The 26888-nt window shown below is 67.0% G+C and carries 21 protein-coding genes and 1 pseudogene; 18 read left to right on the top strand and 4 right to left on the bottom strand.

The features are described from left to right. Both ABSF49_RS03480 and ABSF49_RS03475 read left to right on the top strand, forming a co-directional pair. Nucleotides 1–282, top strand: a 282-nt coding sequence (locus ABSF49_RS03480; protein WP_424111241.1) for a TOBE domain-containing protein, incomplete at its 5' end; no start/stop codon positions are given. Between the two features lie 70 nt (nt 283–352). After that, nucleotides 353–532: pseudogene (locus tag ABSF49_RS03475) on the top strand (IS5/IS1182 family transposase); the annotation flags it as partial. A 9-nt stretch (nt 533–541) separates the two neighbouring features. On the opposite strand, the gene ABSF49_RS03470 reads toward ABSF49_RS03475, so the two are convergent. After that, nucleotides 542–1603, bottom strand: coding sequence for a LacI family DNA-binding transcriptional regulator (locus ABSF49_RS03470; protein WP_424111240.1), 1062 nt, complete (start codon nt 1601–1603; stop codon nt 542–544). A gap of 299 nt (nt 1604–1902) precedes the next feature. Here ABSF49_RS03470 and ABSF49_RS03465 point away from each other — a divergent pair, with 299 nt between their 5' ends. The 4 genes from ABSF49_RS03465 (at nt 1903) to ABSF49_RS03450 (ending at nt 7371) form a co-directional block, all read left to right on the top strand. Beyond that, the gene (locus tag ABSF49_RS03465) at nt 1903–3666 is read left to right on the top strand and encodes an L-fucose isomerase (protein WP_424111239.1); all 1764 of its coding nucleotides are present in this window, start codon (nt 1903–1905) and stop codon (nt 3664–3666) included. 96 nt (nt 3667–3762) lie between these two features. Beyond that, nucleotides 3763–5271 (top strand): sugar ABC transporter ATP-binding protein, encoded by a 1509-nt coding sequence (locus ABSF49_RS03460; RefSeq protein ID WP_424111238.1) that lies wholly within the window; start codon nt 3763–3765, stop codon nt 5269–5271. Nucleotides 5272–5274: 3 nt separating this feature from the next. Beyond that, nucleotides 5275–6315: an ABC transporter permease gene (locus ABSF49_RS03455; protein WP_424111237.1), complete on the top strand. Its 1041-nt coding sequence runs from the start codon at nt 5275–5277 to the stop codon at nt 6313–6315. A gap of 114 nt (nt 6316–6429) precedes the next feature. Next, nucleotides 6430–7371 carry an ABC transporter substrate-binding protein gene (locus tag ABSF49_RS03450; protein ID WP_424111236.1) on the top strand — a complete coding sequence of 314 codons (942 nt, stop codon included), beginning with the start codon at nt 6430–6432 and terminating at the stop codon, nt 7369–7371. Nucleotides 7372–7504: 133 nt separating this feature from the next. Here the strand turns inward: ABSF49_RS03450 and ABSF49_RS03445 are convergent, their stop codons facing one another. Beyond that, nucleotides 7505–8482 (bottom strand): aldo/keto reductase, encoded by a 978-nt coding sequence (locus tag ABSF49_RS03445; RefSeq protein ID WP_424111235.1) that lies wholly within the window; start codon nt 8480–8482, stop codon nt 7505–7507. A 283-nt stretch (nt 8483–8765) separates the two neighbouring features. Between ABSF49_RS03445 and ABSF49_RS03440 the strand changes: the two genes are divergently transcribed. The 9 genes from ABSF49_RS03440 (at nt 8766) to ABSF49_RS03400 (ending at nt 20560) form a co-directional block, all read left to right on the top strand. Next, a complete protein-coding gene (locus tag ABSF49_RS03440) occupies nt 8766–11069 on the top strand; it encodes an alpha-ketoacid dehydrogenase subunit alpha/beta (RefSeq protein ID WP_424111234.1) in 2304 nt (767 codons plus the stop codon). A gap of 8 nt (nt 11070–11077) precedes the next feature. Then, nucleotides 11078–12412: a dihydrolipoamide acetyltransferase family protein gene (locus ABSF49_RS03435; protein ID WP_424111233.1), complete on the top strand. Its 1335-nt coding sequence runs from the start codon at nt 11078–11080 to the stop codon at nt 12410–12412. Next, nucleotides 12391–13773 carry a dihydrolipoyl dehydrogenase gene (gene lpdA, locus ABSF49_RS03430; protein ID WP_424111232.1) on the top strand — a complete coding sequence of 461 codons (1383 nt, stop codon included), beginning with the start codon at nt 12391–12393 and terminating at the stop codon, nt 13771–13773. The genes ABSF49_RS03435 and lpdA overlap by 22 nt, the downstream gene beginning before the upstream one ends. 89 nt (nt 13774–13862) lie before the next feature. Then, on the top strand, nt 13863–15185 hold the full coding sequence (locus ABSF49_RS03425; RefSeq protein ID WP_424111231.1) for a PHP domain-containing protein: 1323 nt from the start codon (nt 13863–13865) through the stop codon (nt 15183–15185). Between the two features lie 10 nt (nt 15186–15195). Then, on the top strand, nt 15196–16800 hold the full coding sequence (locus tag ABSF49_RS03420; protein WP_424111230.1) for an alcohol dehydrogenase catalytic domain-containing protein: 1605 nt from the start codon (nt 15196–15198) through the stop codon (nt 16798–16800). Then, nucleotides 16797–17609 carry an SDR family NAD(P)-dependent oxidoreductase gene (locus tag ABSF49_RS03415; RefSeq protein ID WP_424111229.1) on the top strand — a complete coding sequence of 271 codons (813 nt, stop codon included), beginning with the start codon at nt 16797–16799 and terminating at the stop codon, nt 17607–17609. The genes ABSF49_RS03420 and ABSF49_RS03415 overlap by 4 nt, the downstream gene beginning before the upstream one ends. Nucleotides 17610–17724: 115 nt before the next feature. After that, nucleotides 17725–19131: an FGGY family carbohydrate kinase gene (locus ABSF49_RS03410; protein WP_424111228.1), complete on the top strand. Its 1407-nt coding sequence runs from the start codon at nt 17725–17727 to the stop codon at nt 19129–19131. A gap of 186 nt (nt 19132–19317) precedes the next feature. After that, entirely contained in the window at nt 19318–19863 is a 546-nt protein-coding gene (locus tag ABSF49_RS03405; RefSeq protein ID WP_424111227.1) for an isochorismatase family protein, read from the top strand. 25 nt (nt 19864–19888) lie between these two features. Then, nucleotides 19889–20560, top strand: coding sequence for a glutathione S-transferase family protein (locus ABSF49_RS03400; protein WP_424111226.1), 672 nt, complete (start codon nt 19889–19891; stop codon nt 20558–20560). An 87-nt stretch (nt 20561–20647) separates the two neighbouring features. Here the strand turns inward: ABSF49_RS03400 and ABSF49_RS03395 are convergent, their stop codons facing one another. Together ABSF49_RS03395 and ABSF49_RS03390 are read right to left on the bottom strand one after the other, a co-directional pair. After that, nucleotides 20648–22153, bottom strand: coding sequence for a glycerol-3-phosphate dehydrogenase (locus ABSF49_RS03395; protein ID WP_424111225.1), 1506 nt, complete (start codon nt 22151–22153; stop codon nt 20648–20650). A gap of 347 nt (nt 22154–22500) precedes the next feature. Next, nucleotides 22501–23307, bottom strand: coding sequence for a DUF72 domain-containing protein (locus ABSF49_RS03390; RefSeq protein ID WP_424111224.1), 807 nt, complete (start codon nt 23305–23307; stop codon nt 22501–22503). A gap of 288 nt (nt 23308–23595) precedes the next feature. Between ABSF49_RS03390 and ABSF49_RS03385 the strand changes: the two genes are divergently transcribed. From ABSF49_RS03385 to truA, 3 genes are read left to right on the top strand one after another with little or no spacing between them, the layout of a single operon-like run. Beyond that, nucleotides 23596–24240: a glutathione S-transferase family protein gene (locus ABSF49_RS03385; RefSeq protein ID WP_424111223.1), complete on the top strand. Its 645-nt coding sequence runs from the start codon at nt 23596–23598 to the stop codon at nt 24238–24240. Between the two features lie 49 nt (nt 24241–24289). Further along, on the top strand, nt 24290–25288 hold the full coding sequence (locus ABSF49_RS03380) for an NAD(P)H-quinone oxidoreductase (protein ID WP_424111222.1): 999 nt from the start codon (nt 24290–24292) through the stop codon (nt 25286–25288). A 4-nt stretch (nt 25289–25292) separates the two neighbouring features. Next, nucleotides 25293–26048, top strand: a complete 756-nt coding sequence (gene truA / locus ABSF49_RS03375) for a tRNA pseudouridine(38-40) synthase TruA (protein WP_424111221.1) — start codon at nt 25293–25295, stop codon at nt 26046–26048. The last annotated feature ends 840 nt before the right edge of the window (nt 26049–26888 follow it).

The following is a 26888-nucleotide window of genomic DNA, read 5'->3' as shown; positions in this document are numbered from 1 at the left end:
CTCGATCGCGGCGCCAAAGTCACGATCGGGGTGCGGCCCGAACATCTGCGAATCGCCGGGCAGGGGCCGTTCGCGACCAGCGGCGTGGTTGAGCTGGTCGAACGACTGGGCGAGTCCTCCTTCGCCCATGTCCGGAGGGTGGACGACAAGATGCTGGTCGTCGAGGTGCGCGGCAGGGAAACGCCGGCCGTGTCGGAGAATGTCGCCTTCCGCGCGCCGCTCCAGGACATCCACGTCTTCGACGCGTCCGGGCAGCGCGTTCCCATCAATGGGAGTCACTGAGGCTGCGGCGTGAATCGGCTTCGCTCCGCGGCCGAATGAAGCGGCGTCCCCACGACGCAATTGACGCGCCAAAGCCGATCGCAAATGGAAAAACGGCCTCTCGCCGTTGGTCTATCGCAACCGCAACGCCATCGAGCCCATGGTCTGCCGGATGAAGGACTTCCGCCGCGTCGCGACCCGCTATGAGCGCAACGCCGTGACCTTCCGCGCTGCGGTCCGCATCGCCGCTGTCATCAGCTACTGGTTATGAGCCCGGACCCTAAGATCGACCTGAACCACCTGACTGGAGCAGACCAGCGTCGGCGCGAAGCGCGCCGCAGACGCCGCCGCGCCGGATCAACTGGAACGGCACTATGGTCTGCTCGGGCTGGAGCATCTTCTCGGAATGCAGTTCCTTGAGTCGCGCGAATGCTTGCGACGCCAATTCCCCTTCGTTCTGCCGCGCCGAAAAGACCCGGTTGGGCAGGAAGTCCAGGGATTCCTGATCGTCAAACGTGCCCATAATCGTCTCGGGCGGAATGTGCCCGATTCGCTCTTTCAGACGCTGCGTCGCGCCTTCCAGCACCATCAGGGACGAGCACATGAACGACGCCGGCCGGCGTCCGCGTTCCAGCAATTGCTCCATCAAAGACCGCCCGGCGCCGACGCTGTTTTCCGCCGAGCGCAAGATCAGCTCTTCCCAGTTCGATATGCCCGCTTCTCGGCAGGCGGTGGCGAATCCGCGAATACGACCCGAGATGGTGGGCAATTCCGCTTGGCCGCACAGGAATGCGGTCAACGGCGCGCCCGTCGCCAGCACGGCCCGGGTCAGCGCGAGGCCGGCCTCGACGTTGTCGCTGACGACCGCGGGATAACGGGAATCCGGATAAGCGCGATCGACGACGACAATCGGCATTTTGGTGGTCTTCGCGAACAGCCTGCCATAGTCGGGCGTGCGGCAAGGAGCGATGATCAGCCCGTCGACGCCGCGCGCCCACAGGCTACGGACGGCCCGGTCTTCGAGTTCCGGATTCTCGTTGGTCGACGAGGTCAATAGAACCAAGCCGCTGCCGCGACAAAGCTCCTCGAGGCCAGACATCAGGCGCGCAAAGAACGCATTGCTCAGCTCCGGCACGACCAGCCCGATCGTATCCGTGCGCCTGAGCTTGAGGCTGCGGGCGGCGTGATTGACTACGAAGCCGTAGCGCCGGATTTGCTCCTCGACGATCTTCGCCGTCGCCTCGCTGATTCGGTACTTGCCGGCCTGGCCGCTGGCGATCAACCGGACGGTCGTCACCGAGAAACCCGTCTCGCGAGCGATTTCTGCTACAGTCTTCGGCACCTTTGGTCCCTGCAATGCGGCGTTCGAAAAACCAATGTCGTCGATCCTCTAATTCTACACGCCGATTTCGCGGTGGCGGCAAGTCGCGGCCACGCCACCTGCGACGAATCGTCCGGGCGAAACATCCCCCCCCTTGCGCGCCTCCGATCGTGCAGAGTAGAGTGCTAACTCGAAGTAGCGCTCTATGGGCGGCGCGTAAAGCGATAATCGGGCGCACGGCGTCCGGCGCGACAAGGCCGGACCGAAGGGCGCCGCGAACGGGATGGAATCGGCTCAGGTTAAAGAGGAAGATCCAACACATGACCAGTTCCTTGCCGAGGATCGGCGTGCGGCCGATCATTGATGGCCGGCGCCGTGGCGTGCGCGAATCGTTGGAAGAGCAAACGATGGCGATGGCGCGCCGCACGGCGGCGCTGCTGTCGGCCAAGCTGCGCCATCCGGGCGGCGAAGCGGTGGAGTGCGTGATCGCCGACACCACGATCGCCGGCATGGCGGAAGCCGCCGCCTGCGAAGCCAAGTTCGCCGGCGCGAACGTCGGCGCGACGGTGTCGGTGACGCCGTGCTGGTGCTACGGCAGCGAGACCATCGACATGGACCCGCTGCGGCCGAAGGCGATCTGGGGCTTCAATGGCACCGAGCGGCCCGGCGCAGTCTATCTCGCGGCGGCGTTGGCGGCGCACAACCAGAAGGGTCTGCCCGCCTTCTCGATCTACGGTCGCGACGTGCAGGACGCCGGCGCCTCCGCCATCCCCGCCGACGTCGAGGAGAAGCTGCTGCGCTTCGGGCGCGCTGCGCTGGCGGTCGCTCACATCCGTGGCAAGAGCTATCTCTCGGTCGGCAACGTCTCGATGGGCATCGCCGGATCGATCGTCAACCACGACTTCTTCGAGTCCTGGCTCGGCATGCGCGTGCAGACCGTCGACATGACGGAGGTGCGCCGGCGGCTGGACAACGGCATCTACGACAAGGCCGAACTGGACCGCTCGCTGGCGTGGGCCGACAAGCACTTCCGCTACGGCGTCGACCGCAACGCCAAGCCGCGTTCGGCCGACGACAAGCGGCGCATTCTGCGCGAGAGCCTGATCATGACGATGGCGATTCGCGACATGATGCACGGCAATCCGAAGCTGGTCGACGCCGGCTGGGCCGAGGAGGCGCTCGGCTTCAACGCCATCGTCGGCGGCTTCCAGGGGCAGCGGCAGTGGACCGACCAGTACCCCAACGCCGACGTCGCCGAGGCGCTGCTCAACAGCTCGTTCGACTGGAACGGCCTGCGCGAGCCGATCATCCTCGCCACCGAGAATGACAGCCTGAACGGCGTGACGATGCTGTTCGGCCATCTGCTGACCAACAAGGCGCAGATCTTCGCCGACGTGCGCACCTATTGGTCCGCGGACGCGGTCAAGCGCGTCACCGGCCATCAGCTCGAGGGCCACGCCGCCTCTGGGCTGCTGCACCTGATCAACTCCGGCGCGGCGGCGCTCGACGGCGCTTGCGCGACAAAGGACGCCGCGGGCAAGCCGACGATGAAGCCGCACTGGGAGCTGACCGACGCGGACGCGGCGGCGTCGCTGGCGGCGACCGATTGGTGCCCGGGCGTGGAGGAATATTTCCGCGGCGGCGGGTTCTCGAGCCACTTCCTCACTCCCGGCGGCGTGCCGTTCACCATGGCCCGTCTGAACCTGGTCAAGGGGCTGGGCCCGGTGCTGCAGCTCGCCGAGGGTTGGAGCGTCGAGCTGCCGGAGGCGGCGCACAAGACGCTGGAGGCGCGCACCGACTCGAGCTGGCCGACCACCTGGTTCGCCCCGCGGCTGACCGGCAAGGGACCGTTCCGCGACGCCTATTCGGTGATGGCGGCCTGGGGCGCCAACCACGGCGCGCTGGCGCACGGTCATGTCGGCGCGGACTTCATCGCGCTCGCCTCGCTGCTGCGCATCCCGGTGAGCATGCACAACGTCGACGAAGCGGCGGTCTATCGTCCGAGCGCCTGGGCGGCGTTCGGCATGGACGCCGAGGGACAAGACTATCGCGCCTGTCAGACCTATGGGCCGCTCTACGGCTGATCGGCGCGGCGCGACAACATGATCCAGTGCGCCTTGGAAATGCAGATTGAAGGCAGGCTGGGCGACTGAGGTCCAGGGGCCGTTAGGGGGAGACGAATGGCGGCTCTGATTGAAGTCGCGGGCGTCAGCAAGACGTTTCCCGGCGTGCGAGCGCTGAGCGACGTGCGTTTCGAGCTGGCGCCCGGCGAAGTCCATGCATTGATGGGCGAGAACGGCGCCGGCAAGTCGACGCTGATGAAGATCCTCGCCGGCGTCTACACCAAGGACAGCGGCAAGATTCTGCTGGAAGGCCGTGAAGTCGCCTTCGCCAATCCGCGCGAAGCGCAGGCGGCGGGGGTCGGGATCATTCATCAGGAACTGCAGCTGATGAACCATCTCACCGTCGCCCAGAACATCTTCATCGGCCGCGAGCCGAAGTGGGCCTTTGGCCTGCTGCTCGACGAGGAAAAGCTCAACCGCGACACGGCGGCGCTGCTCGACCACATGGGCCTGCGCCTCAATCCGCGCGCAGACGTCGGCGGACTGACCGTCGCCAAGCAGCAGATGGTGGAGATCGCCAAAGCGCTCTCTCACAACACCCGCGTCCTGATCATGGACGAGCCGACGGCGGCGCTGAACAACGCCGAGATTGAAGAGCTGTTCAAGATGATCCGCGAGCTGACAAGCCGCGGCGTCGGAGTCATTTACATCTCGCACAAGATCGACGAGCTGAAGCTGATTTCCGATCGCGTGACGGTGCTGCGCGACGGCGAATATGTCGGCACCGTTCCGACCAAGACGACAAGCATCGACACGATCATCTCAATGATGGTCGGCCGCACGCTGAAAGACGTTGCGCGCGACACGACGCGCAAGCCGCGCGAAGAAATCGCTCTCGAGGTGAAAGGCCTCAGCTGTGGAACGCTGGTGAAAAACGTCAGCTTCTCGCTCAAGCGCGGCGAAATCCTCGGGTTCGCCGGTCTTATGGGGGCCGGACGGACGGAAGTGGCGCGCGCCGTGTTCGGCGCCGATCGCGCTCAATCCGGCGAGATATGGGTGGCCGGCAAGAAGGTTTCCGTCCGCTCGCCCAGCGACGCCGTCGCGGTCGGCGTCGGCTATCTTTCGGAAGACCGCAAGCGCTTCGGCCTCGCCGTTGGCATGGACGTCGCCGCCAACGTGGTGATGGCAAATCTGGCGCGATTCTTGTCGTTTCACGTCTTTCTGCGCGAGCGCGCGATTTTCGCCGAGGCAGGGAAGTTCGTGAAGCTGCTCGGCATCCGCACCCCGTCTCTGACCCAGGAAGTGCGACTGCTATCGGGCGGAAATCAGCAGAAGGTCGTGGTCGCCAAGTGGCTCGCGCGCGACTGCGAGGTCCTCTTTTTCGACGAGCCGACGCGGGGCATCGACGTCGGCGCGAAAGCCGAGATTTACAAGCTGTTGCGGGAGCTCGCCGCTCAGGGCAAGGCGATCGTCATGATCTCCTCTGAGTTGCCCGAGATTCTTCGCATGAGCGATCGGATCGTCGTCATGTGCGAGGGGCGCATCACTGGCGAACTCATGCCGGAAGAGGCGACCCAGGAGCGAATCATGCAGTTGGCGACGCAACGCGAAACAATGGCGGCCTGAACCATGGAACCGAACACTGCCACCCCCACCGAGCATGCCGTCGCGGAAGCCAGCGCGCCCGCGAGAGGGTCCGGACTCAACCGCTTCTTCGGGGCGCAGGCGCAGCAGAAGCTGCTCGCCTTTCTCAGCCTAATCGTGATGATGGCGTTCTTCAGCTTCGCATCGCCCTACTTCGCTCAGATGGACAACGTCCTCGCCATCATGCAGGCGACGGCGGTCGACGGCGTGCTGGGGATCTCGGCGACCTTCGTCATCATCACCGCGGGCATCGACCTTTCTGTCGGCACGCTGATGACCTTCTGCGCCGTGATGACGGGCGTGGTTCTGACCAACTGGGGGATGCCGCTGTGGCTCGGCGTCCTCGCCTCGATCGCGACGGGCGCGTTCTGCGGCGCCGTTTCGGGCTTCCTGATCGCCAAGCTGAAGATCCCGCCGTTCATCGCCACGCTCGGCATGATGTGGGCCGTCAAGGGCCTATCTCTGGTCGTGACGGAGGCCAGGCCAATCTACTTCAACGATACGCCGAATTTCGACATGATTTCTCAGGCCTCGCTGATTGGCTACTTCGTGCCGAGCGTGCCGATTCCCAACGGCGTTCTCATTCTATTCGGCCTCGCGATCGTCGCATCGGTCATCCTCAACCGCACCGCGCTCGGGCGCTACACCTTTGCGCTCGGCAGCAACGAGGAGGCGGCGCGGCTTTCCGGGGTCAACGTCGACGCGTGGAAAATCGCGGTCTATTGCTTGGCCGGCGCGATCACCGGCGTCGCCGGCCTGATCATCGCCTCGCGCCTCAATTCGGCCCAGCCCGCGCTCGGGCAGGGCTACGAGCTCGAAGCGATTGCGGCCGTGGTCATCGGCGGCACCTCGCTCGCCGGTGGATCGGGAACCATCCTCGGCACGATCATTGGCGCCTTCATCATGAACGTGCTGCTCAATGGCCTGCGCATCATGTCGGTCTCTCAGGAATGGCAGATCGTCGTGACCGGCGTCATCATCATTCTCGCTGTCTACGCCGACATCCTGCGCCGCAAGCGCGCCTGAGACGGTGAGGCATTGGGCTGGAAAGGAGAGCCAGCAGCAAGAGAAACCGCAGCCGCCGGCGGAACAAGCGGCGGCAACCGCAATGGGAACGACAACTGACGTGGAGGAATCACTATGTTGAAGAAATGGCACATTGGCGTGGCGCTCGGCGCCCTTATGGCGCTCGGCTTTTCGGCCAGCGCAAGCGCCGACGACGTCTACATCCCGCTCATCTCCAAGGGCTTCCAACACCAGTTCTGGCAGGCGGTGAAAGCCGGCGCCGAACAGGCGGCGAAAACTGACAATGTCAGAATCACTTTCGAGGGTCCGGAAACCGAGGCGATGGTCGACAAGCAGATCGACATGCTGTCGGCCGCCCTCGCCAAGCATCCGCAGGCGCTCGGTTTCGCCGCGCTCGACTCCAAGGCCGCCACCCCGCTGCTGAAGAAGGCGCAGTCCGAGAAGATCCCGGTCATCGCTTTCGACTCTGGCGTCGACAGCGACATCCCGCTGACCACCTGCCACACCGACAGCGTGGCGTCCGCCGCGTTGGCCGCCGACAAGATGGCGGACGCGATCGGCGACGCCGGCGAAGTCGCCGTCATCGTGCACGACCAGACCAGCCGCACCGGCATTGACCGCCGCGACGGTTTCCTCAACGAGATGAAAGCCAAGCACCCGAACATCAAGATCGTCAGCGTCCAGTACGGCGCCGGCGACCACTTGAAGTCGGCGGAAATCGCCAAGGCGGACCTTCAGGCGAACCCGAATCTGAAGGGCATCTTCGGCGCCAACGAAGGCTCGGCCGAGGGTGCGGCGATCGGCGTCAAGGAATCGGGCAAGAAGGTGGTGCTGATCGGCTACGACTCCGGCAAGGAGCAGATGGACGCGATCCGCTCCGGCTTGATGCTCGGCGCGATCACCCAGAACCCGGTCGGCATCGGCGCCTGCGTCGTCGATTCGGCGGTGAAGGCGCTCAAGGGCGAGAAGCTGCCCAAGGACGTCGACACCGGCTTCTACTGGTACGACAAGACCAACATCGACGATCCCAAGATCGCCGCGGTTCTGTACAACTGAGAATCCTCCCTGGATCGGGGGAGGGCTCGCGCTCTTCCCCGGTTTTCCTCGCCGAGGCGCGCGCGTGCGAGCGTGCGACGCGCCCGGCTTTTTTTGTCGACCTCTGGCTTCGCGGAGCGCGCCTATGTTCGCTCTAGGCCTTGTGATGGACGCGCGCCGCCTCGGGATCGTCGGTGGCGAACGGGAGCGTCGCGATCTCCTGCCAGAACGCGTCTGGGATCGGGAAGCGGGCCCAATCCAGAGTTTCTTTCACCCGCTCCGGCTTGGTGACGCCGCACACCGTCGACGTGACGCGCTTGTCGCGCAGCGAGAACTGCAGCGCGGCGGCGCCAAGGGGAACCTTGTGGCGCGCAGCGATCGCCTCGATGCGACGGATCGGCGCGAGCGCGGCGTCATCGGCTTCCTGATAGGCGTAATGCGGATAGGCGACCGAGCCCTTGGCGAGCACGCCGCTCGCGTAGGGCGCGGCGTTCATCACCGCGATTCCCTTCGCCTTCGCCAGATCGAGCAACGGCTCGGCGTTGCGGTTGACGAGCGTGAAGCGATTGTGAGTCATCACCGCGTCGAAGTCCCATTCGCTGAGCAGCGGCGTCATCAGATCGACCTTGCCGGCGGCGAGGCCGACGGCTTTGGCGAGGCCTTGCTCCTTGATGCGGAAGAGTTCGCCGAGCGCGCCGCCGCGGCTGGTCGCCTCGGCGGGCGACCGCGCATGCTCGAAGTCGTGCAGGTAGAGAAGATCGAAACGTTCGCGCCCGAGGATCTTGAGACTCGTCTCGAGCGAGCGGCGCGCCTGCGCGGCGTCGAAGACGCCGGTCGCCGGGTCGCGGTCGATCTTGGTGGAAAGCACGAAACCGGCGGGCAGGCCGCCGCGCTCGCGAAGCACCGCGCCAAGACGTTCCTCGCTGCGGCCCTCGCCGTAGATGCGCGCCGAGTCGATGAAGTTGGTCGGCCCGTCGAGGATGGCGTTCACCGTCGCCGCGGCGCGCTCGACCGAGACGCTGTAGCCAAAGGTGGCCGGCATGTCGCCGAGCCCTGACGTGCCGAAGCAGATCGGCGACACCATCAGGTCCGTGCGCCCGAGGCGAACCTTCGGCATGAGCGTCTCAGTCATCGTTCCTCCCCCTTTGGTTGGCGGCCGGAGCATAAGGGATGCGCCTAACCGACTCCATCGGCGCGTTTTTCCCGGCGGCGCGGCGATCGCCGCGGCTGACCCGCGCCATGCCGCCGTCGCGGACCCGCGCGTCAGGTCCGCTCGAAAAGTGAACAAAACGCCACAATAGGGAATTGATGTACAGCAACAGGTCTGGCATGTTTCCGCGCTATCGGCTGTCACATGGACCGGGAGGATCCCTCGTGCGCAACGCGCGGGCCTGCAACGAAGAAAGAACGACAAGATGACGACCGAACCTGGCACGTATTTGAGCGATATGCGGCCGCGGTTCGATCCGTTCGTGATCGATTGCGGCAAGATCCCCGCATATAGCTATCAGGGCAGTCTCCGTTCGGAACTCGCATCCCATGCGCTGGCTGCCGCGGAAGCGATTGCGATTCTCGAAGACATGCTCGTCATCCGCGAATTCGAGGAGATGATCGTCAAGCTGCGTTCCGGCGCTTACGATCCCATTCGCGATTACAATTATCGCGGCCCGACCCACGTCTCGGTCGGCCAGGAAGGTACGGCGGCCGGCGCCTGCGCGGCGCTGCGCATCGCCGACAACATCACCAGCACCCATCGCGGCCACGGCGAGAGCCTGGCCAAGGGCACGGTCGCCTTGCGCGCGATGGACGAAGCGGCGCTTCGGGCGCGCGTGCCTCACTGCAGGGCGAACAGCCGCGAGGAACTGCTCGAGGCGGCGCTCGAGCAGCACGTCTACCGCACGATCGGCGAGCTGTTCGGCAAGGACGAAGGCTATTGTCGCGGCCGCGGCGGCTCGATGCACATCGCCGACTTTTCCGTCGGCCATCTCGGCGCCAACGCCATCGTCGGCGGCGGCGTGCCGATCGCGACCGGCGCGGCCCTGGCCAGCCGCTATTTCGCCGACAACGGCGTCGTCTGTTGCTTCGCCGGCGACGGCGCCTACGCCAACGGCGTCGTGCTTGAGTCGCTGAACTTCGCCGCCCAGGCCCAGTTCACCAACCATTACGCCGATGGGCGCGCCTTCGGCCTGCCGATCGTCTTTCTGGTGTGCAACAACCACTATGGCATGACTGGCCGCGCCGACGACGAAGTGTCGGGCGTGCGCCGCCTGGCGCAGCGCGCGGCCGGCTTCGCCGAGAACGCCATGCACGCCGAGGTCGTCAACGGCATGAATGTCCTGGCCGTGCGCGACGCGGTGTTGCGAGCCGCGAAGCTCTGCCGCGAAGGCAAGGGGCCGGTGCTGGTGGAGGCCGACTGCTATCGCTACTGGGGCCACTCGTTGAGCGATCCGCGCAACGAATATCGCACCAAGGAAGAAGAGGCGGCCTGGAAGGCGATCGACCCGATCGAGGCCTACAAGAAGGAATTGATCGCCGCCGGCGTGCTCGACGCCGCGGGAATCGAAGCGGTGACGCAGCGCGTCGCCGAGCGCAACGCGCGCGCCGCCAAACGCGCCGCCGACGCCGCCGATCCCGACGTCAAGGACGTTCTTACGTTCATGTACACGGACACCAAGAGCGAGACGGTTCCGCCCGAATTCGCAAAGGTCGAGACCTACGCGCCGACGGCCGAATCGAAGCGGGTCAACGGCGAAATCACTTACAAGGACGCGCTCCGCGAGGCGCTGGCCGAGGAAATGACGCGCGACAATCGCGTTGTGTTCTACGGCGAAGACGTCGCCGACTACGGCGGCGCGTTCAAGGTGACGAAAGGCTTGCTTGAGACCTTCGGCCGCCATCGCGTCTTCAATACGCCGATCAGCGAGGCCTGCATTTGCGGCACGGCGGTCGGGGCCTCAATGCGGGGTCTCAGGCCGGTGGTCGAACTGATGTATTTCGACTTCGCGCTGATGTCGTCGGATCAGATCAGCAACCAGGCCGCCAAGTGGCATTACATGAGCGGCGCGCAGACCGAAGTGCCGCTGGTCATCCGTGCGTCCGCCGGCGGCGGCAAGGGTTACGGCGGCCAGCATTCGCAGACGCTCGAATCGGTCTTCTGCCATATCCCCGGCCTGTACGTGATCTATCCGTCGACGCCGGCCGACGCGAAAGGCTTGCTGAAGTCGGCCATTCGCGACAACAATCCGGTCCTCTTCATCGAATCGCAGCTGCTCTACGGCATGAAGGGGCCAGTCGCCGAAGGCGAACATTTGGTTTCCCTCGGCGTCGCCGACGTGAAGCGCGAGGGTTCGGACATCACCTTTGTCAGTTGGGGGCCGGTGGTGCACGACTGCCTGAAGGCGGCCGAGCGGCTCGCCGCGGAGCGCAACGTCTCTGCGGAGGTGATCGATCTGCGCAGCCTGGTGCCGCTGGACATCGAGACGGTGATCCGCTCGGTGCAGAAAACCGGGCGTTGCGTCGTCGCCAGCGCGGCGGTGCACATCGGCAGCTTCACCGGCGAGATCGCTTCTACAGTGCAGCAGATGGCGTTCGACTATCTCGACGCGCCAGTACTGCGCGTCGGCGCCAAGAACGGCATCGCGCCGCAGTCGCACGTCCTGGAACAGGCGTTCCTGCCCAGCGTCGATGATCTGATCGCCGCCGCCAGCTCCATCCTGTAGGGCGCGCCATGGTCACGCCGATCGTCATGCCCAAATTCGGTCAGATGACCGAAGACAGCGCCATCGTCGAGTGGCTGAAGAAGGAAGGCGACTCGGTCGCCAAGGGCGACGTGCTGTTCCTGGTCGAGACCGACAAGTCGGTGATGGAGGTCGAGAGCTTCAGCGCCGGCACGTTGCTCAAGATCGTCGTCGGCGTCGGCGTCAGCGTTCCGGTGCAAAGCGTCGTCGCCTATCTCGGCGAGAAGGGCGAGGCCGTTCCGGCGAAGCCGGCGCCGCAGCGCCCCGCGCCGGAGGGCGCGCCGCCCGCCGCCAACACCGCCGCGCCGGTTGCGCGGGCCGCCGCGCCGATTGCGCTCGCCCCCGCTCTCGCGCCGCCGCCGCCGCCTCCCGCCGCGCCGGTCCGTTTCCGCATCAGCCCGCGCGCGGCGGCGCTCGCCAGGGAATGCGTGATCGACGCGCACGCGATCGTCGGTAGCGGCCCCGACGGCCGCATCGTCGAAAAGGACGTAAAGGCCTATCTCGAGGCGAACGATTACGCGAGCCTGCGCGTCAGTCCCGCCGCCAAGGCGATGGCGGCCAAGGAGGGCCTCGATCTCATCGCGCTCGGCGCCGACAATGCCGGCAAGCGCATCGCAGTCGCCGACGTCGAGCGCGCCGTTGCGGAAAAACCGACGGCGATGAGCAAGATGCGGCAGGTCATCGCCCAGCGCCTGGCTCAGAGCGTCGTCACCGCGCCGCACTTCTACGTCACCGTCGAAGTCGACATGACGGAAACGCTCGCCCATCGCGCGCGGCTCAATGCCGCCGGGGCGCGCTATTCGGTCACCGACTTCATCGCCCAGGCGTCGGTCCTCGCCCTGAAGGAATTTCCCGCGCTGAACAGCGCGACCGACGGCAAAAGCGTCCGCTGGCATAGCCGCGTGCATCTGGGCATTGCGGTCAACCTCGACCAGGGCCTGGTCGTCCCGGTCGTGCGCGGCGCGGACGAGATGACGATGGCCGAGCTGAGCGCGCGCTCGAAGGAACTCGTCGACAAGGCGCGCGCGGGCCGCCTCGCGCCCGACGAGATGAGCGGCTCGACCTTCTCGATCTCCAACATGGGCATGCTCGACGTCGAGGCCTTCACCGCGATCATCAACCCGGGCGAATCGGCGATCCTGGCGGTGTCCAGCACGATCAGGAAACCGGTCGTGCGCGGCGAACAAATCGTCGTGCGGCCGATCATGAAGATGACGCTGTCGTCCGACCATCGCCTGATCGACGGTGCGACGGCGGCCCGCTTCATCAACAGCATCAAGACCAAGCTCGAGGACAACGGACTATGGAGCGCTTTGACGTCGTAGTCATCGGCGCGGGACCCGGCGGCTATCCCGCCGCCATCCGCGCCGCGCAGCTCGGCGCGTCGGTCGCCATCGTCGAGCGGGAACGCTTCGGCGGGACGTGCCTGAACTTCGGCTGCATCCCGACCAAGACGCTGATCGCCTCGGCCGAGACCTTCGCCCGTGTCTGCGACGCCGCGGCCTTTGGCGTCAACGTCAGCGGCGCGACCTTCGACTACGCGGCGATGGTCCGTCGCAAGGACAAGGTCGTCGATCAGCTGCGCGGCGGGGTGAAGCAGCTTCTCACCGCCAACGGCGTCAAGCAGTTTTCCGGGTCTGCGGCGTTCAAGGATCGCGAGACGATCGTCGTCGACGGCGATCTCACGATCGGCGCGAAGAAGACGATCATCGCCACCGGCTCGACCTCGGCGACGCCTGGCTTCATTCCCAAGCATGACCGCATCGTCGAGAGCCGCGCCTTCCTCGCCCTCGATCGGTTGCCGAAGAGCATGATCGTGCTCGGCGGCGGCTTCATCGGCTGCGAGATCGCCTCGATGGCGGCCATGCTCGGGGTCAAGGTCGTCATTGTGGAGTTGCTCGCCGACATCCTGATGCTGCTTGACGCCGACCTCAGGAGCGAGGTCCGCGCGCATATGGAGAAGGCGCTTGGCGTCCGCGTGCTGACCGGCGCGCCGCTCGCCGACATCGCCGCCGACGCGAACGGCGTGAGCGGCCGTCGCGGCGATGAAACGTTGCGAGCGGACCTGCTGCTCAACGCCGTCGGCCGCAGGCCGGTGACCGAGGGCCTGAACCTCGCCGCCGCCGGGCTCGAAGTCGACGCGCGCGGCTTCATCGACGCCGACGCCTATTGCCGGACCAAGGCGGCGACGATCTTCGCCATCGGCGATGTCACCGGCAAGACCCAGCTCGCCCATTTCGCCACTTCGCAGGGAATCGTCGCGGCGGAGAACGCGGTCGGGGGCAAGCCGCGCCGCCACGAGACGCTCGTCCCCAACGTGATCTTCACCGCGCCCGAAGTCGCAACCGTCGGCTTGAGCGAATCGGAAGCGCGCGCGGCGGAGCGCCCGGTCAAGACCGGCAAGTTCCGCTTCTCCGGCCTCGGCAAGAGCCTCGCCGCCGGCGAGACGACCGGCTTCGTCAAATGGATCGCCGACGCCAATTCCGAGCGGCTGCTCGGCGCAGCGGCGGTGGGTCCGCGCGCCACGGAGTTGATCGCGACCGCGACGACGGCGATCCGCGCCGAGTTCACCGCGCGCGAGCTCGGCGAAACGATCCACGCGCATCCGACCTTTTCGGAGGCGTGGATGGAGGCCGCCCACGCGCTCAGGGGCGAAAGCATCCATGCTCCGCCGCGAAGGCGCTAGGCGAGGAGAAGCGCGGGCGCCATGATGGCGGCTTGCGCAAGAATTCGGACCTCCGGCGTTCCGGCGGTCACAGTTTGGGGAGGACGCGCTTGGTCGCGTTTGGGACGGCGATGATCGCGAACGAACGATTGGAGCGCCAGCTCGACGACTTCGACCGCGGCCGGCGGTCCGAGGCGCTGACACAGCTTTGGCGCGCCGCCGAGCGCGGCGAGGACGTGCTGGCTGCGTCGGGCGCCGACGTCAATCTCCACGCTCATACCTTCTTTTCCTACAACGCCTACGGCTATTCGCCGTCGAAGTTCGCCTGGCTGGCGCGCAAGGCGGGACTGGCGGTCGCCGGCATTGTCGATTTCGACGTCCTCGACGGCGTCGACGAATTCTTCGATGCGGGGCGACTGATCGGACTGAAATGCTGCGCCGGCCTGGAGTCCCGCGTATTCGTACCGGAATTCGCGACGCTCGAGATCAATTCTCCCGGCGAACCGGGCGTCGCCTACAACATGGGCGTCGGATTTCCGCGCGCCGCGTCGCATCCCTTTCTCGCTGAGATGCGCGCCGCTGCGAAGAAACGGACACGCGGGATCATCGAACGCGTCAACGCCTATCTCGATCCAGTGAAGCTCGATTTCGACACAGACGTCGCGCCGCTGACGCCGAGCGGCAACGCGACCGAACGCCACCTGTGCGAAGCCTATGAGCGCAAGGCGGCCGACGTTTTTCCGGACGCAGCACGCCGTGCCGCCTTCTGGACGGAGCGTCTGGGCGGAGCGCCGAGCGAGAGCGCGAAGCTGCAGGGGCTGATCCGCGCCAAGACGATGAAGCAGGGCGGCGTCGGCTATGTCGCGCCGGACAGGGGATCGTTTCCCGAGATGGCGAAGATGAATCGCTTCGTCGCCGAAGCGGGCGCGATCCCAACCGTCGCCTGGCTCGACGGCGCAAGCGAAGGCGAGCGGCGGATGGATGAGTTCGTCGACATCGCTATCGCCTCCGGAGCGGCGGCGCTGAACGTCATTCCGGACCGCAACTACACGCCGGGCAAGCCTGAGAGCAAACTCAAGAACCTCTACGAAGTCGTCGCGCTCGCCGAGCGGCGCGGCTTCCCGGTCATCGCCGGCACCGAGATGAACGCGCCGGGGCAGAAGTTCGTCGATTCGTTTTCGTCCGCCGAACTGAAGCCGCTGGCGCCGATGTTTCTGCGCAGCGCCCACATCGTCTGTGCGCACACGGTTCTGCAACGCGAACTCGGACTCGGCTACCTCAGTCCGTGGGCCAAGGCGAGCTTCTCGTCGATCGCGACGAAGAACGAATTCTTTGCCGCGGCCGGGCGCGCCCTGCGGCCCGGCGGCGAAAAGAGATTGAGCGTGATCGACGCGTCAACCTCGCCGAAGCAATTGCTTGCAAGCCTGGAATGAGAGGTCCGCCATGAACGACATTCCGCACACGGAACGCGCCGTCCAGCTGGTCGGACCCGACAAGCTCGAACTCAATGCCGCCAAACCGGTCGCCGACCCGGGACCGCACCAGGTGCTGGCGCGAGTCGAGGCGGTCGGCCTGTGCTTTTCCGACCTCAAACTGCTCAAGCAGTTCTCCCAGCACAGCCGCAAGTCAGACGTCCTGACCGGTCTCGACGCGCAGGCGCTGGCTGAGATGCCGAACTACGTGCCGGGAGATGCGCCGACCGTCCCCGGCCACGAAGCGGTCATCCGCGTGGTCAAGGTCGGGCCGGGCGTCGATCGCTACAAGACCGGGGAGCGGTTCATTGTCGAGACCGACTACCGCTGGCTGCCGACCGACAAGTCCAACGCCGCCTTCGGCTACAATTTCGAAGGCGGGTTGCAGGAATATGTGCTGCTCGACGAACGGGTCATCACCTCGCCCGAAGGCGAATCGATGCTGATCCCGGCGCCCGAGCATCTGTCGGCCTCGGCGCTGGCGCTGGTCGAGCCGTGGGCCTGCGTCGAGAACGCCTATACCGAGGTCCAGCGGCGGACGCTGAAGCCCGGCGGCCGGCTGCTCGTAGTTGGCGACGCGCCCATCGACCGCGCCATCGTCGACAAGTGCCCGGGGCGGCCGGGGTCGGTCGTGTTCGCGACCGGCGATTCCGTCGCCGCGCAACCGGACGCGAGCTTCGACGACATCGTCTATTTCGGCGCCGACGCCGCGACGGCGGAGTCGCTGTTTCCCAAGCTTGCTCCGGGCGGCCTGTTCGTGATCGTCCAAGGCGGCGGTAAATTCGGCCGGCCGGTCGAGACGCAGGTCGGCCGCGTCCATTACGGCGGCATCCGCGTCGTCGGAACCGCCGGCGCCGATCCGGCGGCGGCCTATGCTGCGATTCCGGCGAGCCCCGAGATCCGCGCCGGCGACAAGATCAACATCATCGGCGCGGCAGGACCGATGGGGACGATGCACGTCATCCGCGACCTGTGTCAGGGCGCCGAGGGCGTGACCGTCTACGCCGGCGATCTCAACGACGATCGTCTCGCCGGGCTCGACGCGCTCGCTTCGCCGTTGGCGGAGAAGAACGCCGTCGTGCTGCGGACCTACAATCCCGCCAAGAACGCGCCGGGCGTCGCCTTCGACTACGTCGTACTGATGGCGCCCGTTCCCGCTCTGGCGGCGCAGGCGGTCGCGACGGCGGCGCCGAAGGCGATCGTCAATGTCTTCGCCGGCATCCCGGCCGACAAGACGGCCGCCGTCGACCTCGACGCCTATGTCGAGAAGCAGCTCTATTTCGTCGGCACCAGCGGCTCGGAGCTGAAAGACATGCAGCAGGTGCTGGCCAAGGTCGTTGCGCGCGAACTCGACACCAATTTCTCCGTCGCCGCGGTGTCGGGTCTCGAAGGCGCGATCGACGGCATTCGCGCCGTCGAACACAACCTTCTGCCCGGCAAGATTCTCGTCTATCCCTCGTGCCGCGGCCTCAAGCTGACGGCGCTCGGCGATCTCGGCGGCGACACGCCGCTCGGACCCGGCCACTGGAATCTCGAAGCGGAGACAGCTTTGCTGAAAAGGTTCGCCAAGCCATGACCGGGTCGCTCGCCAACAAGGTCGCCATCGTCACCGGCGGCGCGCAGGGGCTCGGCCGGGCGATCTGCGAGCGCCTAGCGAATGAGGGCTGCGTCGTCGTCGTCGCCGACGTCAACGAACAGGGCGCGCGGGCGGCCGCCGCCGCGATCGCCGAGGCGACGGCGACCCGCGTCGTCGGCGCGAAGGTCGACGTCACCCGCGAAGCCGAGGTGGAAAAGCTGTTCCTCGACGCCGAGCGCGACTTCGGCCGTGTCGACGTCGTCGTCTCCAACGCGGCGATCCTGATCGCCGAACCGATCGCCGACGCCGACGCGGAGAAATGGCGCGCGGTGATGACGGTCAACCTGTTCGGCTATTTCCTCGTCACCAAGCACGCCTGCCGCGTGATGAAGAAGCAGCAGTCGGGCTCGATCATCAACATCAACTCCAAGTCGGGCAAGAAGGGCAGCGCCGCCAACTCCGCCTACGCCGCCAGCAAGTTCGGCTGCGTCGGCCACACCCAGAGCGTCGCGCTGGAGATGGCGCGGCACAACGTGCGCTGCAACGCGATCTGCCCCGGCAATCTGCTCGACTCGCCGCTGTGGACCGACCCCGACAAGGGGCTGTTCGTTCAGTATTTGCGCGCCGGCAAGGTTCCCGGCGCGAGCGACGTCGCCGACGTGCGCCGATCTTACGTCGACCAGGTGCCGATGAAACGGGGATGCACGTACGACGACGTTTGCAACGCGGTGACCTTCCTCGCTTCCGACGCCTCCTCCTATATCACCGGCGTGGCGCTCAGCGTCACCGGCGGCCAGGAAATGAACTGAGCGCAGCTTGAAGCGCGCGCACGGTCGGCGATCGCCGAAATGCGACGAAACGCCGCCCGGATCATGGGGGGATTCGCCGGCTATCCTCACGTCGCCGGCAAGCTGGGTGGTTGAAATGGTTGCAAACGTTCCGCGGGGCATTGCCGTCGTCGATATCGGCGCGACGAACAGCAAGGTCGTCCTGTTCGACGCCGGGCTGCAGGAGATCGCCCGGCGCAAGACGGAAACCGTCCACCGCGACGGTCCTCCCTATCGCCATATCGACGCGCAGCGCATCGTCGAATTCGCGATCGGCGCCATCGGCGAGCTCGATCGGGTTCTGCCGGTGGACGTGATCGTCGTCAGCGCCTGCGGCTCGACCCTCGGCTGCGTTGACGGAGCGGGCGAGCTCGCAACCCCGGTGATGGACTATCTCGCCGAACCGCCGGCCGAGATCGCCGAAGGCTACGCGAAGATCGCGCCGCCCTTCGCGGAGACGTTCTGCAACACCTGGCCCGCCGCGCTGTCGCTCGGCAGGCAGCTCTTCTGGCTCGAGACCGCCTTTCCCGAGGCGTTCGCGCGGGTGCGGTCGATCATGACGTGGAGCCAGTATCTCGCCTTCCGTCTCGGCGGCCGGCGCACATGCGAGGTCACGGCGCTGGGCGCGTTCTCGCAACTTCTCGACGTGCTGAACGGCGACTTTTCCTCTCTCGTTCGGCAGCGCGGCTGGGTCGATCGCTTCGCGCCGCTGACGCGCGCCTGGGAGGACATTGGCGAACTGACGCGGGAGTTTCGCCCTGCGGCGTTCTCCGGCCGCGGGCGCATCCTTTGCGGCGTCCATGATTCCGACGCCAATTATCTGCGCTACCTCGCTGCTGGCTTCAGCGAACTCGCGCTGATTTCGACCGGAACGTTCATCATCGGCTTCGAAAGTCAGGCCGACATCCTGCGCCTCGATCCCAATCGCGAGACGTTCTCGTTCACCAACGTCTTCGGCCGCCCGATCGGTTGCTGCGGCTTTTTCGGCGGCGGCGAGTTCGACAAGCTGCTCGCCGGCGCTTCGCCCTCGGCGGCGTCCGCCGCGGACATCGAAGCGATCATCGCCCACTCCGTGTTCGCCCTGCCGTCGTTCAGCGACACCGGCGGTCCGGTCGCCGGAAGCGGCGATCGCGGACGGATCGAGGGCCCCTTCACCGGCGCTCTCGCCCAGCGCGCGTCGCTCGCCACGCTCTACACCGCGCTGATGACGTCGGAGGCGCTCGACGCGGTCGAATCGCGCTCGCCGATCGTCATCGACGGTCCGTTCTCGCGCAACGACCTCTTCTGCTCGCTGCTGGCGGCGCTGCGTCCGCGCCAACGCGTCGCCTCGTCCCTGCTGCAGGAGGGAACCGCGGCGGGTGCGGCGGTGCTCGCGCTGATGAGGCCTGCCGGCGACTTGCCGGAATTTGGCGTCGAACTGAAACCGCACGAGCCCGGAGCGTTCGCCGGCCTTCGCGCTTATCAGTCGCAATGGCAGGCGAAGGCGCGCGCTCCGGCGCGATGACGGACCGAGAGCTCCTGGCGGTCGTAACGGGCGCGCCCGCACAAGGCCGCCCGCAACCAGACGCGGGCGCCTCGCAAAGTCGAGTTACGCTTTGGCGCGAATTGTCCGAACAAAGGCCGGCGAAGGCGTCTCGTCGAGATTGTTTGGCGCTACAGTGGAGCGGCTGTTTCGAGAGGGAAACCTGAAATGTCCGCCGCCAACGCCGCCTTGATCGTCGTCGACGCCCAGGAATCGTTCCGCCATCGGCCCTACTTCCGCGTCGATCGCCTCGACGCTTATCTCGAGCGCCAGCAGGCGCTGGTCGACGGCGCCAAGCGGCTCGGAATTCCGATCGTGCAGGTGTTCCATGTCGAAGAGACCGGCGCCTTCGCCGAATCGTCCGGATTCGTGGCGACTCTCGCGCCGCTGCAGATTGCGCCCGACGCGATCTTCAAGAAGCGTCGGCACAGCGCGCTGATCGGCAGTGGTCTCGACGTCTGGCTGATTTCGCACGGCGTCCGGCGCATCATCGTTTCGGGCATTCGCACCGAACAATGCTGCGAGACGACCACCCGTCACGCCTCCGATCTCGGCTTCGCCGTCGATTTCGTTTCCGAGGCGACGCTGACCTTCCCAATGACCGACGCGCGCGGGCGCGAATGGAGCGCCGACGAGATCAAGGCGAGCGTCGAGTTGGCGCTGGCGGGCCGCTTTGCGCGCATAGCGTCGGTCGAAGACGCATTGGCGGGATGAGGAAGCGCGGACGAAGGAGGCGTCGTTGATCATTGTGCATCATCTCGAGAACTCGCGGTCGCATCGGGTTCTCTGGCTGCTCGAAGAAATGGGCGTTCCCTACGAGGTCAAGCATTACGCGCGCGATCGCCTCACGATGCTCGCGCCGCCCGCCTTGCGCGCGGTCCATCCGCTCGGCAAGTCCCCGGTCATCGTCGACGGCGACGTCACGCTGGCCGAGTCCGGCGCGACCATCGAGTATCTTGTGGAAAAGAACACCGCTTCAGGCATGGCGCCGGCGCGCGAGACGGCCGAGTGGGTACGCTATCTCTATTGGCTGCATTTTGCCGAAGGGTCGGCGATGCCGCCGCTGCTGCTCAAGCTCGTGCTCGATCGGATGGCGACCGCGCCGCCCTGGCCGATCCGGCCGATCGTCGCGGCGGTCGTGCGGCGCGCCAACGATCGGGTCACGACGCCGCGGCTCGCCGAGAACCTCGACCTGATGGAGGCCGAGCTCGGACGTTCGACCTGGTTCGCCGGCGACGCCTTCTCCGCCGCCGACATTCAGATGAGCTATCCGATCGAGGCCTCGGCCCGCCGCGCCGGTCTCGACCAGCGTCGCCCCAAGCTGATGGCCTACCTCGAGCGCATTCGCGAGCGCCCGGCTTTCCGGCGCGCGGTCGAGCGGGGCGGCGCCGCCATGCCGCCGAAAGCGTGAATCGCGCGCGTAGATCCACGACCTGGCGGGGGGGGCTGCGGAGACCGCACGGCGCCGAGCGCGCCGTCCTCGACGCGCCGTCTGCCGTCACGCGTCGCCGCCGGCGCGGCTCTCGATCCAGCTTGCGAACTCGGCCCGCTCGTCGGCGCTCATTCTGAGTCCGTGCTTGGTGCGCCGGACGAGGATGTCGTCGGCGGTCTCGGCCCACTCCTCGGCGACGAGATAAAGCGCTTCGCGTTCATAGAAGTCGGGGCCGAAGCGTCGGCCGAGATCGGCGAGCGAAGCGGCCGCGCCGATGAGCTTCGTCGCGCGGGCGCCGTAGAGGCGTGCGTAGTGAAGCGCGAGCGAGGGCGGCAGGAATGGATATTCGCCGGCGAGCCGGGCGACGAAGCGCTCGAAGTCGCCGTCGTCGATCTCGCCGCCGGGCAGCGTCGCCCGCGCCGTCCAGTCGCCGCTCGCCGTCGGGAAGAACGGCTTGAGCTTGTGCAAAGCGTGCTCGGCGAGCCGGCGGAAGGTGGTGATCTTGCCGCCGAAGACGTTGAGCAGCGGCGCGCCGTCGGCTGCGTCGAGCTCGAGCACGTAGTCGCGCGTCACCGCCGACGGGTCGCCATGGCCGTCGTCGAACAGCGGCCGCACGCCGGCCCAGGCTTCGATGACGTCCTCGCGCCTCGGGGCGTTGCGGAAATAGCCGGCGACGGCGGCGAGCAGATAGACGATCTCCTCTTCGTCGGCGGCGACCGTCTCCGGCGCGCCGTCGAACGGAATTTCGGTCGTGCCGATCAGCGCGAGATCGCCCTGGTAGGGGATGACGAAGATCACCCGCCGGTCGTGGTTCTGCATCAAATAGGCCTGAGGCCCGTCGAAGAACTTCGGCGTGACGATGTGGCTGCCCTTGACCAGCTTGACGGAGAACTTCGTCTTCGCGCCGTCGACGCGGCCGATAACCTGGTCGACCCACGGCCCGGCGGCGTTGACCAGCGCACGCGCGGCGATCTCGCGCTTTTCGCCGCTCGCCGCGTCGACGATCGTCGCGCGCCACAGGCCGCCGTCGCGCCGCGCCGTTTCGAACAGCATGCGGGTGAGGATGCGCGCGCCGCGCTCGCGCGCGTCGAGCGCGGCGAGGATCGTCAGCCGTGCGTCGTCAGCGCAGCAATCGGGGTATTCGAAGCCCTTGACGTAGCCCGGCGCCAGCGCGGCGCCCTCGGGCTCGCGGCGGAGGTCGAGCGCGCGGCAGCCGGGCAGGGTGCGCCGGCCGCCGATGTGGTCGTAGAGGAACAGGCCGATGCGCAGCATCCAGGCCGGCCGATCCTGCGGCGAGTGCGGCAGCACGAAGCGGGTCGGCCAGACGACGTGCGGCGCCGAGCGCAACAGCACCTCGCGCTCGGCGAGCGCCTCATGCACCAGGCGGAACTGGTAATATTCGAGATAACGCAGGCCGCCATGGACGAGCTTGCTCGAGCGCGACGACGTTGCTTCCGCAAGGTCGCCCTTTTCGCACAGGACGACCGACAAGCCGCGCCCGGCCGCGTCGCGCGCGATTCCCGCGCCGTTGATTCCGCCGCCGATCACCAGCAGGTCGACCGCATCGGCCATGCGCCAAACTCCCAGTTCGCCGGCGCCTGTGCGCCGAAAGGGCGATTCGACCCGTCTTAGTTCAACCTTCGCGGCGCGGCCAGCGCCCATTCCGCCGCGCAGATAGGCCGCAGGGCGCGTGGCTTGTCGCGGACGGTCCGCGCCGGCAGAATTGCCCGAAGATCTTCGGTTCGAGCGTGAGCGGGGCCAGGCGGCGCAGGCCGCCTTCGCGCGGCTGAAGGCGGATCAGAGCGCCGTCGATCGCGCTCGCTGTGATTTCCTGCCGCGCATCGCCGCGACGATCGCCTTCGCCAGCGGCGCGTCGACCGAGCGCGACACGCTCGGCGCGCGGCGAGGGCGAGCGGCGATCATCGCATCCGCTCGATCAGCGCCGCCGCCGCCGCCGGATTGCGCGTCTTGGCGCCGCTGATCACATAGAGAAACACTTCGCGGCCGCCCGGCGCGGCAGGCGTCTTGGTCAGCAGCGGCAGGTCCTTGGGCGCGCCGCCAGCCGCCCAGCTCTTGGCGCGTTTCGCCCAATTGTCGAGCGCGGCGGCGGAGTAACCCGCCGACTCGCTCTCCACGGTTCCCATGATGCGGGCGTAAATGAATGGCGCGGTCGGGTCGGCGATCTGCGGGTAGTCGGAATCGGCGGCGATGACGATCGCGACGCCTTTCTCGCGCGCGAGCGCGACGAAATCGGTCGTGCGGAAACTCGCGTGCCGCGCCTCGACCGCATGGCGCAGCGGCTTGCCCTCGACCGACTTCGGCAGCAGGTCGAGAAAAGCCGCGAAGTCGTCGGCCTCGAAACGTTTGGTCGGCGGGAACTGCCAGTTGATCGGCCCGAGCTTGTCGCCGAGTTCGGCGACGCCGCCGGCGACAAAGCGATCGATCGATTCGCCAGCTTCCGCCAGCCCACGGCGATGGGTGGCGTCGCGCGGGCCCTTGAGCGCGAAGACGAACCCGTCCGGCGTCTCGTCGCGCCACTTGGCGTAGCTGTCGCGGCTCGGACCGCGGTAGAACGTGCCGTTGACCTCGATCGACGTCAGCTTGCGGCTCATATATTCGAGCGCGCGCTTTTGCGGTAGATCGACCGGGTAGAAGGCGCCGCGCCACGGCTCGTAGGTCCAGCCGCCGACGCCGATGCGAATGGGCGCGTTGCTCGCTCGTCGCATCTCGCTCTCCCGTCTCGACGATCTCCCGCGCCAATCTTAGAGGCTGTCACGATCCCGTTGAAGGCCCGCCACCCCCTCGTCCTGAGGAGCCCGCGAAGCGGGCGTCTCGAAGGACGCTCCAGCGCGCGCGGCGACGCGGGAGGCCCTGAAGCATCCTTCGACACGCCCTCGCTCGCGCGACGGCGGCTCAGGATGAGGGCGGAGCGCGGCTCGATCGCAGTTCGGCGGCGCCTTGACGAACGCGCAGCATCGAGTCGCTATCGCGGCGGAGCTTGGACGGAGGGCGCCATGGAACTGATCGGCATGCTGGATTCGCCCTACGTGCGGCGCGTCGCGGTGGCGATGCTGACGGCCGGAGTTCCGTTCGTCCACCGGCCGATCTCGCTGTTCCGCCACATCGACGCATTCTCGAAGATCAACCCGCTGCTGAAGGCGCCGACGCTGGTCGCCGACGACGGAACCGTGCTGACCGATTCGGGCGTCATCCTCGACTATCTCGGCTGCGTCTTCCCCAACATCGCCGCGCTGTCGCCGAGCGCGCCGCCGTTGCGCCTCAGCGCCGCGCGCGCGACCGGCCTTGCGCTGACGACGATGGAGAAGGCGGTGCAGCTCCATTACGAGCGCGCGCTGCGCCCGCCGGAGAAGCGTCACGAGCCGTGGCGGGCGCGCGTCGCCGGCCAGCTCGACGCCGCGCTCGCCGCGCTCGATCGCGAGGCGCCTGCTTCCGGCTGGATCGCCGGCGGCAATCTCGGCCTCGCCGACATCACCGTCGCCTGCGCCTTCGGCTTCGTCGGCGGCATGATCGGCGATCTGGTCGAAGCCGGCCGCTTCGCACGGCTCGCGGCGTTTTCCGGCCGCGCCGAGGCGCTGCCCGCCTTCCGCCAGGCGCCGGCCGAGGACGGCGTCGTCGCCCCGGTCGCCCTCCCGCATTGACTTGCCCGCCGCCGCAGGTCTAAGCGCCCGACCGCGAGGAGGTGGCGCCATGCCTGGTTTGCCCGACGAGATGCGCGCGGTCGCGATTCCCACGCCCGGCGGCCCGGAGGCGTTGACGCCGACGAAACGGCCGCGTCCGAGCCCACGCGCGGGCGAGATCCTCATCCGCGTCGCCGCGGCCGGGGTCAACCGGCCCGACGTGCTGCAGCGCCAGGGCTTCTATGCGCCGCCGCCCGGCGCGTCCGATCTGCCCGGCCTCGAAATCGCCGGCGAAGTCGTCGCGCTCGGCGCGGGCGCGTCGCGCTTCAAGCTCGGCGAGGCGGCGACGGCGCTGGTCGCCGGCGGCGGCTACGCTGAATATTGCGTCGTTCCCGAGACCAACGCGCTGCCGGTTCCCGCCGGCCTGAGCCTGATCGAAGCGGCGGCGATCCCGGAAACCTATTGCACGGTGTGGACCAACGTCTTCGATCGCGGCGGCTTGAAGGGCGGCGAGTGGCTGCTCGTCCACGGCGGGACATCGGGCATCGGCACGACGGCGATCCAGCTCGCCAAGGCGTTCGAGGCGCGCGTGCTGACGACCGTCGGCTCGACCGAAAAGGCGAAAGCCTGCGTGCGGCTCGGCGCCGATCTGGCGATCGTCTATCGACAAGAGGACTTCGTCGTCGCGACGCTCGCGGCGACCGGCGGCAAGGGCGCCGACGTCATCCTCGACATGGTCGGCGGCGACTATGTCGCGCGCAACTACGCCGCCGCGGCCATGGACGGCCGCATCGTCCAGATCGCCTTTCTGCGCGGGCGCAAGGTCGAGATCGATCTTCATCCGATCATGGCCAAGCGGCTCATCCACACCGGCTCGACGCTCAGGCCGCGCTCGGTCGCCGAGAAGGCGGAGATCATCGACGCGCTGAAAGCCAAGGTGTGGCCGCTGCTCGCCGACGGCCGCTGCAAGCCGCTGATCGACTCGACCTTTCCGCTGGCCGAGGCCGCCGCCGCCCACCGCCGCATCGACAACGCGGACCATGTCGGCAAGATCGTCCTGACGCTCTGACGCTATGCCGCGCTACAAGCTGACGATCGAGTACGACGGGACCGACTTCGCTGGCTGGCAGCGGCAAGGGAACGGCCCGTCGATCCAGCAGTCGCTGGAGGAGGCGCTGGCGCGGCTCGGCCAGGAACAGCCGCTCGTCGCCGGCGCCGGGCGCACCGACGCCGGCGTGCACGCGCTCGCCCAGGTCGCCCATGTCGATCTCGATCGCGAATGGGCCGGCTGGCGACTGAAAGAGGCGATCAACGGCCAGCTCGCGCCGGCGCCGATCGCCGTGCTCGACGCCGAAGCGGTCGGCGACCATTTCGACGCGCGCCGCAGCGCGATCATGCGCTGGTACGTCTACCGCGTCGTCAATCGCCGCGCGCCGCTGACGCTCGAGCGCGACCGCGCCTGGCGGCTCAAGCGCGAGCTCGACGTCGAAGCGATGGCGGAAGCGGCCAAGGCGCTGATCGGTCGCCACGACTTCACGACCTTCCGCGACGTGCAATGCCAGGCCAATTCGCCGGTGCGCACGCTGTCGCGGCTCGACATCGCGCGCGAGGGCGAACGAGTCGCGTTTTCGGTCGCTGCGCGGTCGTTCCTGCATCGCCAGGTGCGCTCGATGGTCGGCTCGCTCATCGAGGTCGGTCTCGGTCGCTGGAGTCCCGCCGATCTCAAGGCGGCGCTGGAGGCGGCCGACCGCAGCCGCTGCGGCCACGTCGCCCCGGCCTGCGGCCTCTATCTTGCGCGGATCGATTACCCGGCGGCGAAACGAGGCTAGCGTTCAAAATCAAACTTCGGCGCCCGCCGTCAACCGCCGGTTTCGACCCGAGCCGACCCTTCCGCCAACTGCGCCGAAACGAGCGGTCTTGGTCGGGAACGGAAGGGCCGGTGTGGGCGAAGAAAACGTCCAAGCGGATATTCACTCTCGGATCGCGTCGCGGCGGTTCTCGATCCTGGACGGCTTTCGCAAACATGACGGCGCAAGCCTTCACATCGGCGGGCGCCGTTAGCCTTTAAGCCCTAAGGGTATTTGGGACCTGGTCCCGTTGGGAATCATAGCCACCGGCGATAATCGACATCTGCTCGCGAATCCGCGCCAGCATTTCCCAATGGCTTGCGAGGCGCGCCCATTCGTCCGCGAGGCTGTCCTTCAGCTTCGCTCTGCGAACGCAACCTTGCGAGCGTTTGCGATAGACGGCTATTCGGTCGTCATGCATGGCCCCGTCCTCCGTGCATTGAGCAAAGCGTATCACGGGGCGGAGGGTGGACGCGAGCGGCCGACAAGCCCTTCGGATTTCAAATTTGAGACGCTGCTCAGGCAGCCATCGGCGCGGACCGGCGCGTCGCCGAATACGATCCGGCGCCAAGAGAATTGCCCGCTCGTGGCTTGGAATAAGTAGAATCCGATCCTTTCGCGCGAGCGCTGTCGCCGCTTTCGTGATCGCGCCGAGCGCAGGTTCTTGCCCCGCAAGAAGCTTGACCAGTGGTCGTGTATGGGCGGTCGCTGAGTACCCCGCAATGCGACCGCCCGTTTTCGTGTCGCGTTCCCGAGATCAGACGTCGCCCGATAGGCCTCACAACGCCAGCACGAACGGGGGACCCGTTCCATGCAAATATA

Source organism: Roseiarcus sp. (assembly GCF_049514155.1).
Taxonomy (GTDB): Bacteria; Pseudomonadota; Alphaproteobacteria; order Rhizobiales; family Beijerinckiaceae; genus Roseiarcus.
Note: the sequence above shows the minus strand (reverse complement) of the source record. Positions and strands in the feature narration are given on the sequence as shown.

Excerpts from the sequence above, each read along its gene's own strand:
- ABSF49_RS03465 (WP_424111239.1), top strand. The coding sequence starts at position 1,903 with ATGACCAGTTCCTTGCCGAGGATCGGCGTGCGGCCGATCATTGATGGC.
- truA (WP_424111221.1), top strand. The coding sequence starts at position 25,293 with ATGCCGCGCTACAAGCTGACGATCGAGTACGACGGGACCGACTTCGCT.
- ABSF49_RS03420 (WP_424111230.1), top strand. The coding sequence starts at position 15,196 with ATGAACGACATTCCGCACACGGAACGCGCCGTCCAGCTGGTCGGACCC.
- ABSF49_RS03390 (WP_424111224.1), bottom strand. The coding sequence starts at position 23,307 with ATGCGACGAGCGAGCAACGCGCCCATTCGCATCGGCGTCGGCGGCTGG.
- ABSF49_RS03395 (WP_424111225.1), bottom strand. The coding sequence starts at position 22,153 with ATGGCCGATGCGGTCGACCTGCTGGTGATCGGCGGCGGAATCAACGGC.
- ABSF49_RS03445 (WP_424111235.1), bottom strand. The coding sequence starts at position 8,482 with ATGACTGAGACGCTCATGCCGAAGGTTCGCCTCGGGCGCACGGACCTG.
- ABSF49_RS03435 (WP_424111233.1), top strand. The coding sequence starts at position 11,078 with ATGGTCACGCCGATCGTCATGCCCAAATTCGGTCAGATGACCGAAGAC.
- ABSF49_RS03405 (WP_424111227.1), top strand. The coding sequence starts at position 19,318 with ATGTCCGCCGCCAACGCCGCCTTGATCGTCGTCGACGCCCAGGAATCG.
- ABSF49_RS03450 (WP_424111236.1), top strand. The coding sequence starts at position 6,430 with ATGTTGAAGAAATGGCACATTGGCGTGGCGCTCGGCGCCCTTATGGCG.
- ABSF49_RS03455 (WP_424111237.1), top strand. The coding sequence starts at position 5,275 with ATGGAACCGAACACTGCCACCCCCACCGAGCATGCCGTCGCGGAAGCC.
- ABSF49_RS03440 (WP_424111234.1), top strand. The coding sequence starts at position 8,766 with ATGACGACCGAACCTGGCACGTATTTGAGCGATATGCGGCCGCGGTTC.
- ABSF49_RS03415 (WP_424111229.1), top strand. The coding sequence starts at position 16,797 with ATGACCGGGTCGCTCGCCAACAAGGTCGCCATCGTCACCGGCGGCGCG.
- ABSF49_RS03410 (WP_424111228.1), top strand. The coding sequence starts at position 17,725 with ATGGTTGCAAACGTTCCGCGGGGCATTGCCGTCGTCGATATCGGCGCG.
- ABSF49_RS03460 (WP_424111238.1), top strand. The coding sequence starts at position 3,763 with ATGGCGGCTCTGATTGAAGTCGCGGGCGTCAGCAAGACGTTTCCCGGC.
- ABSF49_RS03385 (WP_424111223.1), top strand. The coding sequence starts at position 23,596 with ATGGAACTGATCGGCATGCTGGATTCGCCCTACGTGCGGCGCGTCGCG.
- lpdA (WP_424111232.1), top strand. The coding sequence starts at position 12,391 with ATGGAGCGCTTTGACGTCGTAGTCATCGGCGCGGGACCCGGCGGCTAT.
- ABSF49_RS03380 (WP_424111222.1), top strand. The coding sequence starts at position 24,290 with ATGCCTGGTTTGCCCGACGAGATGCGCGCGGTCGCGATTCCCACGCCC.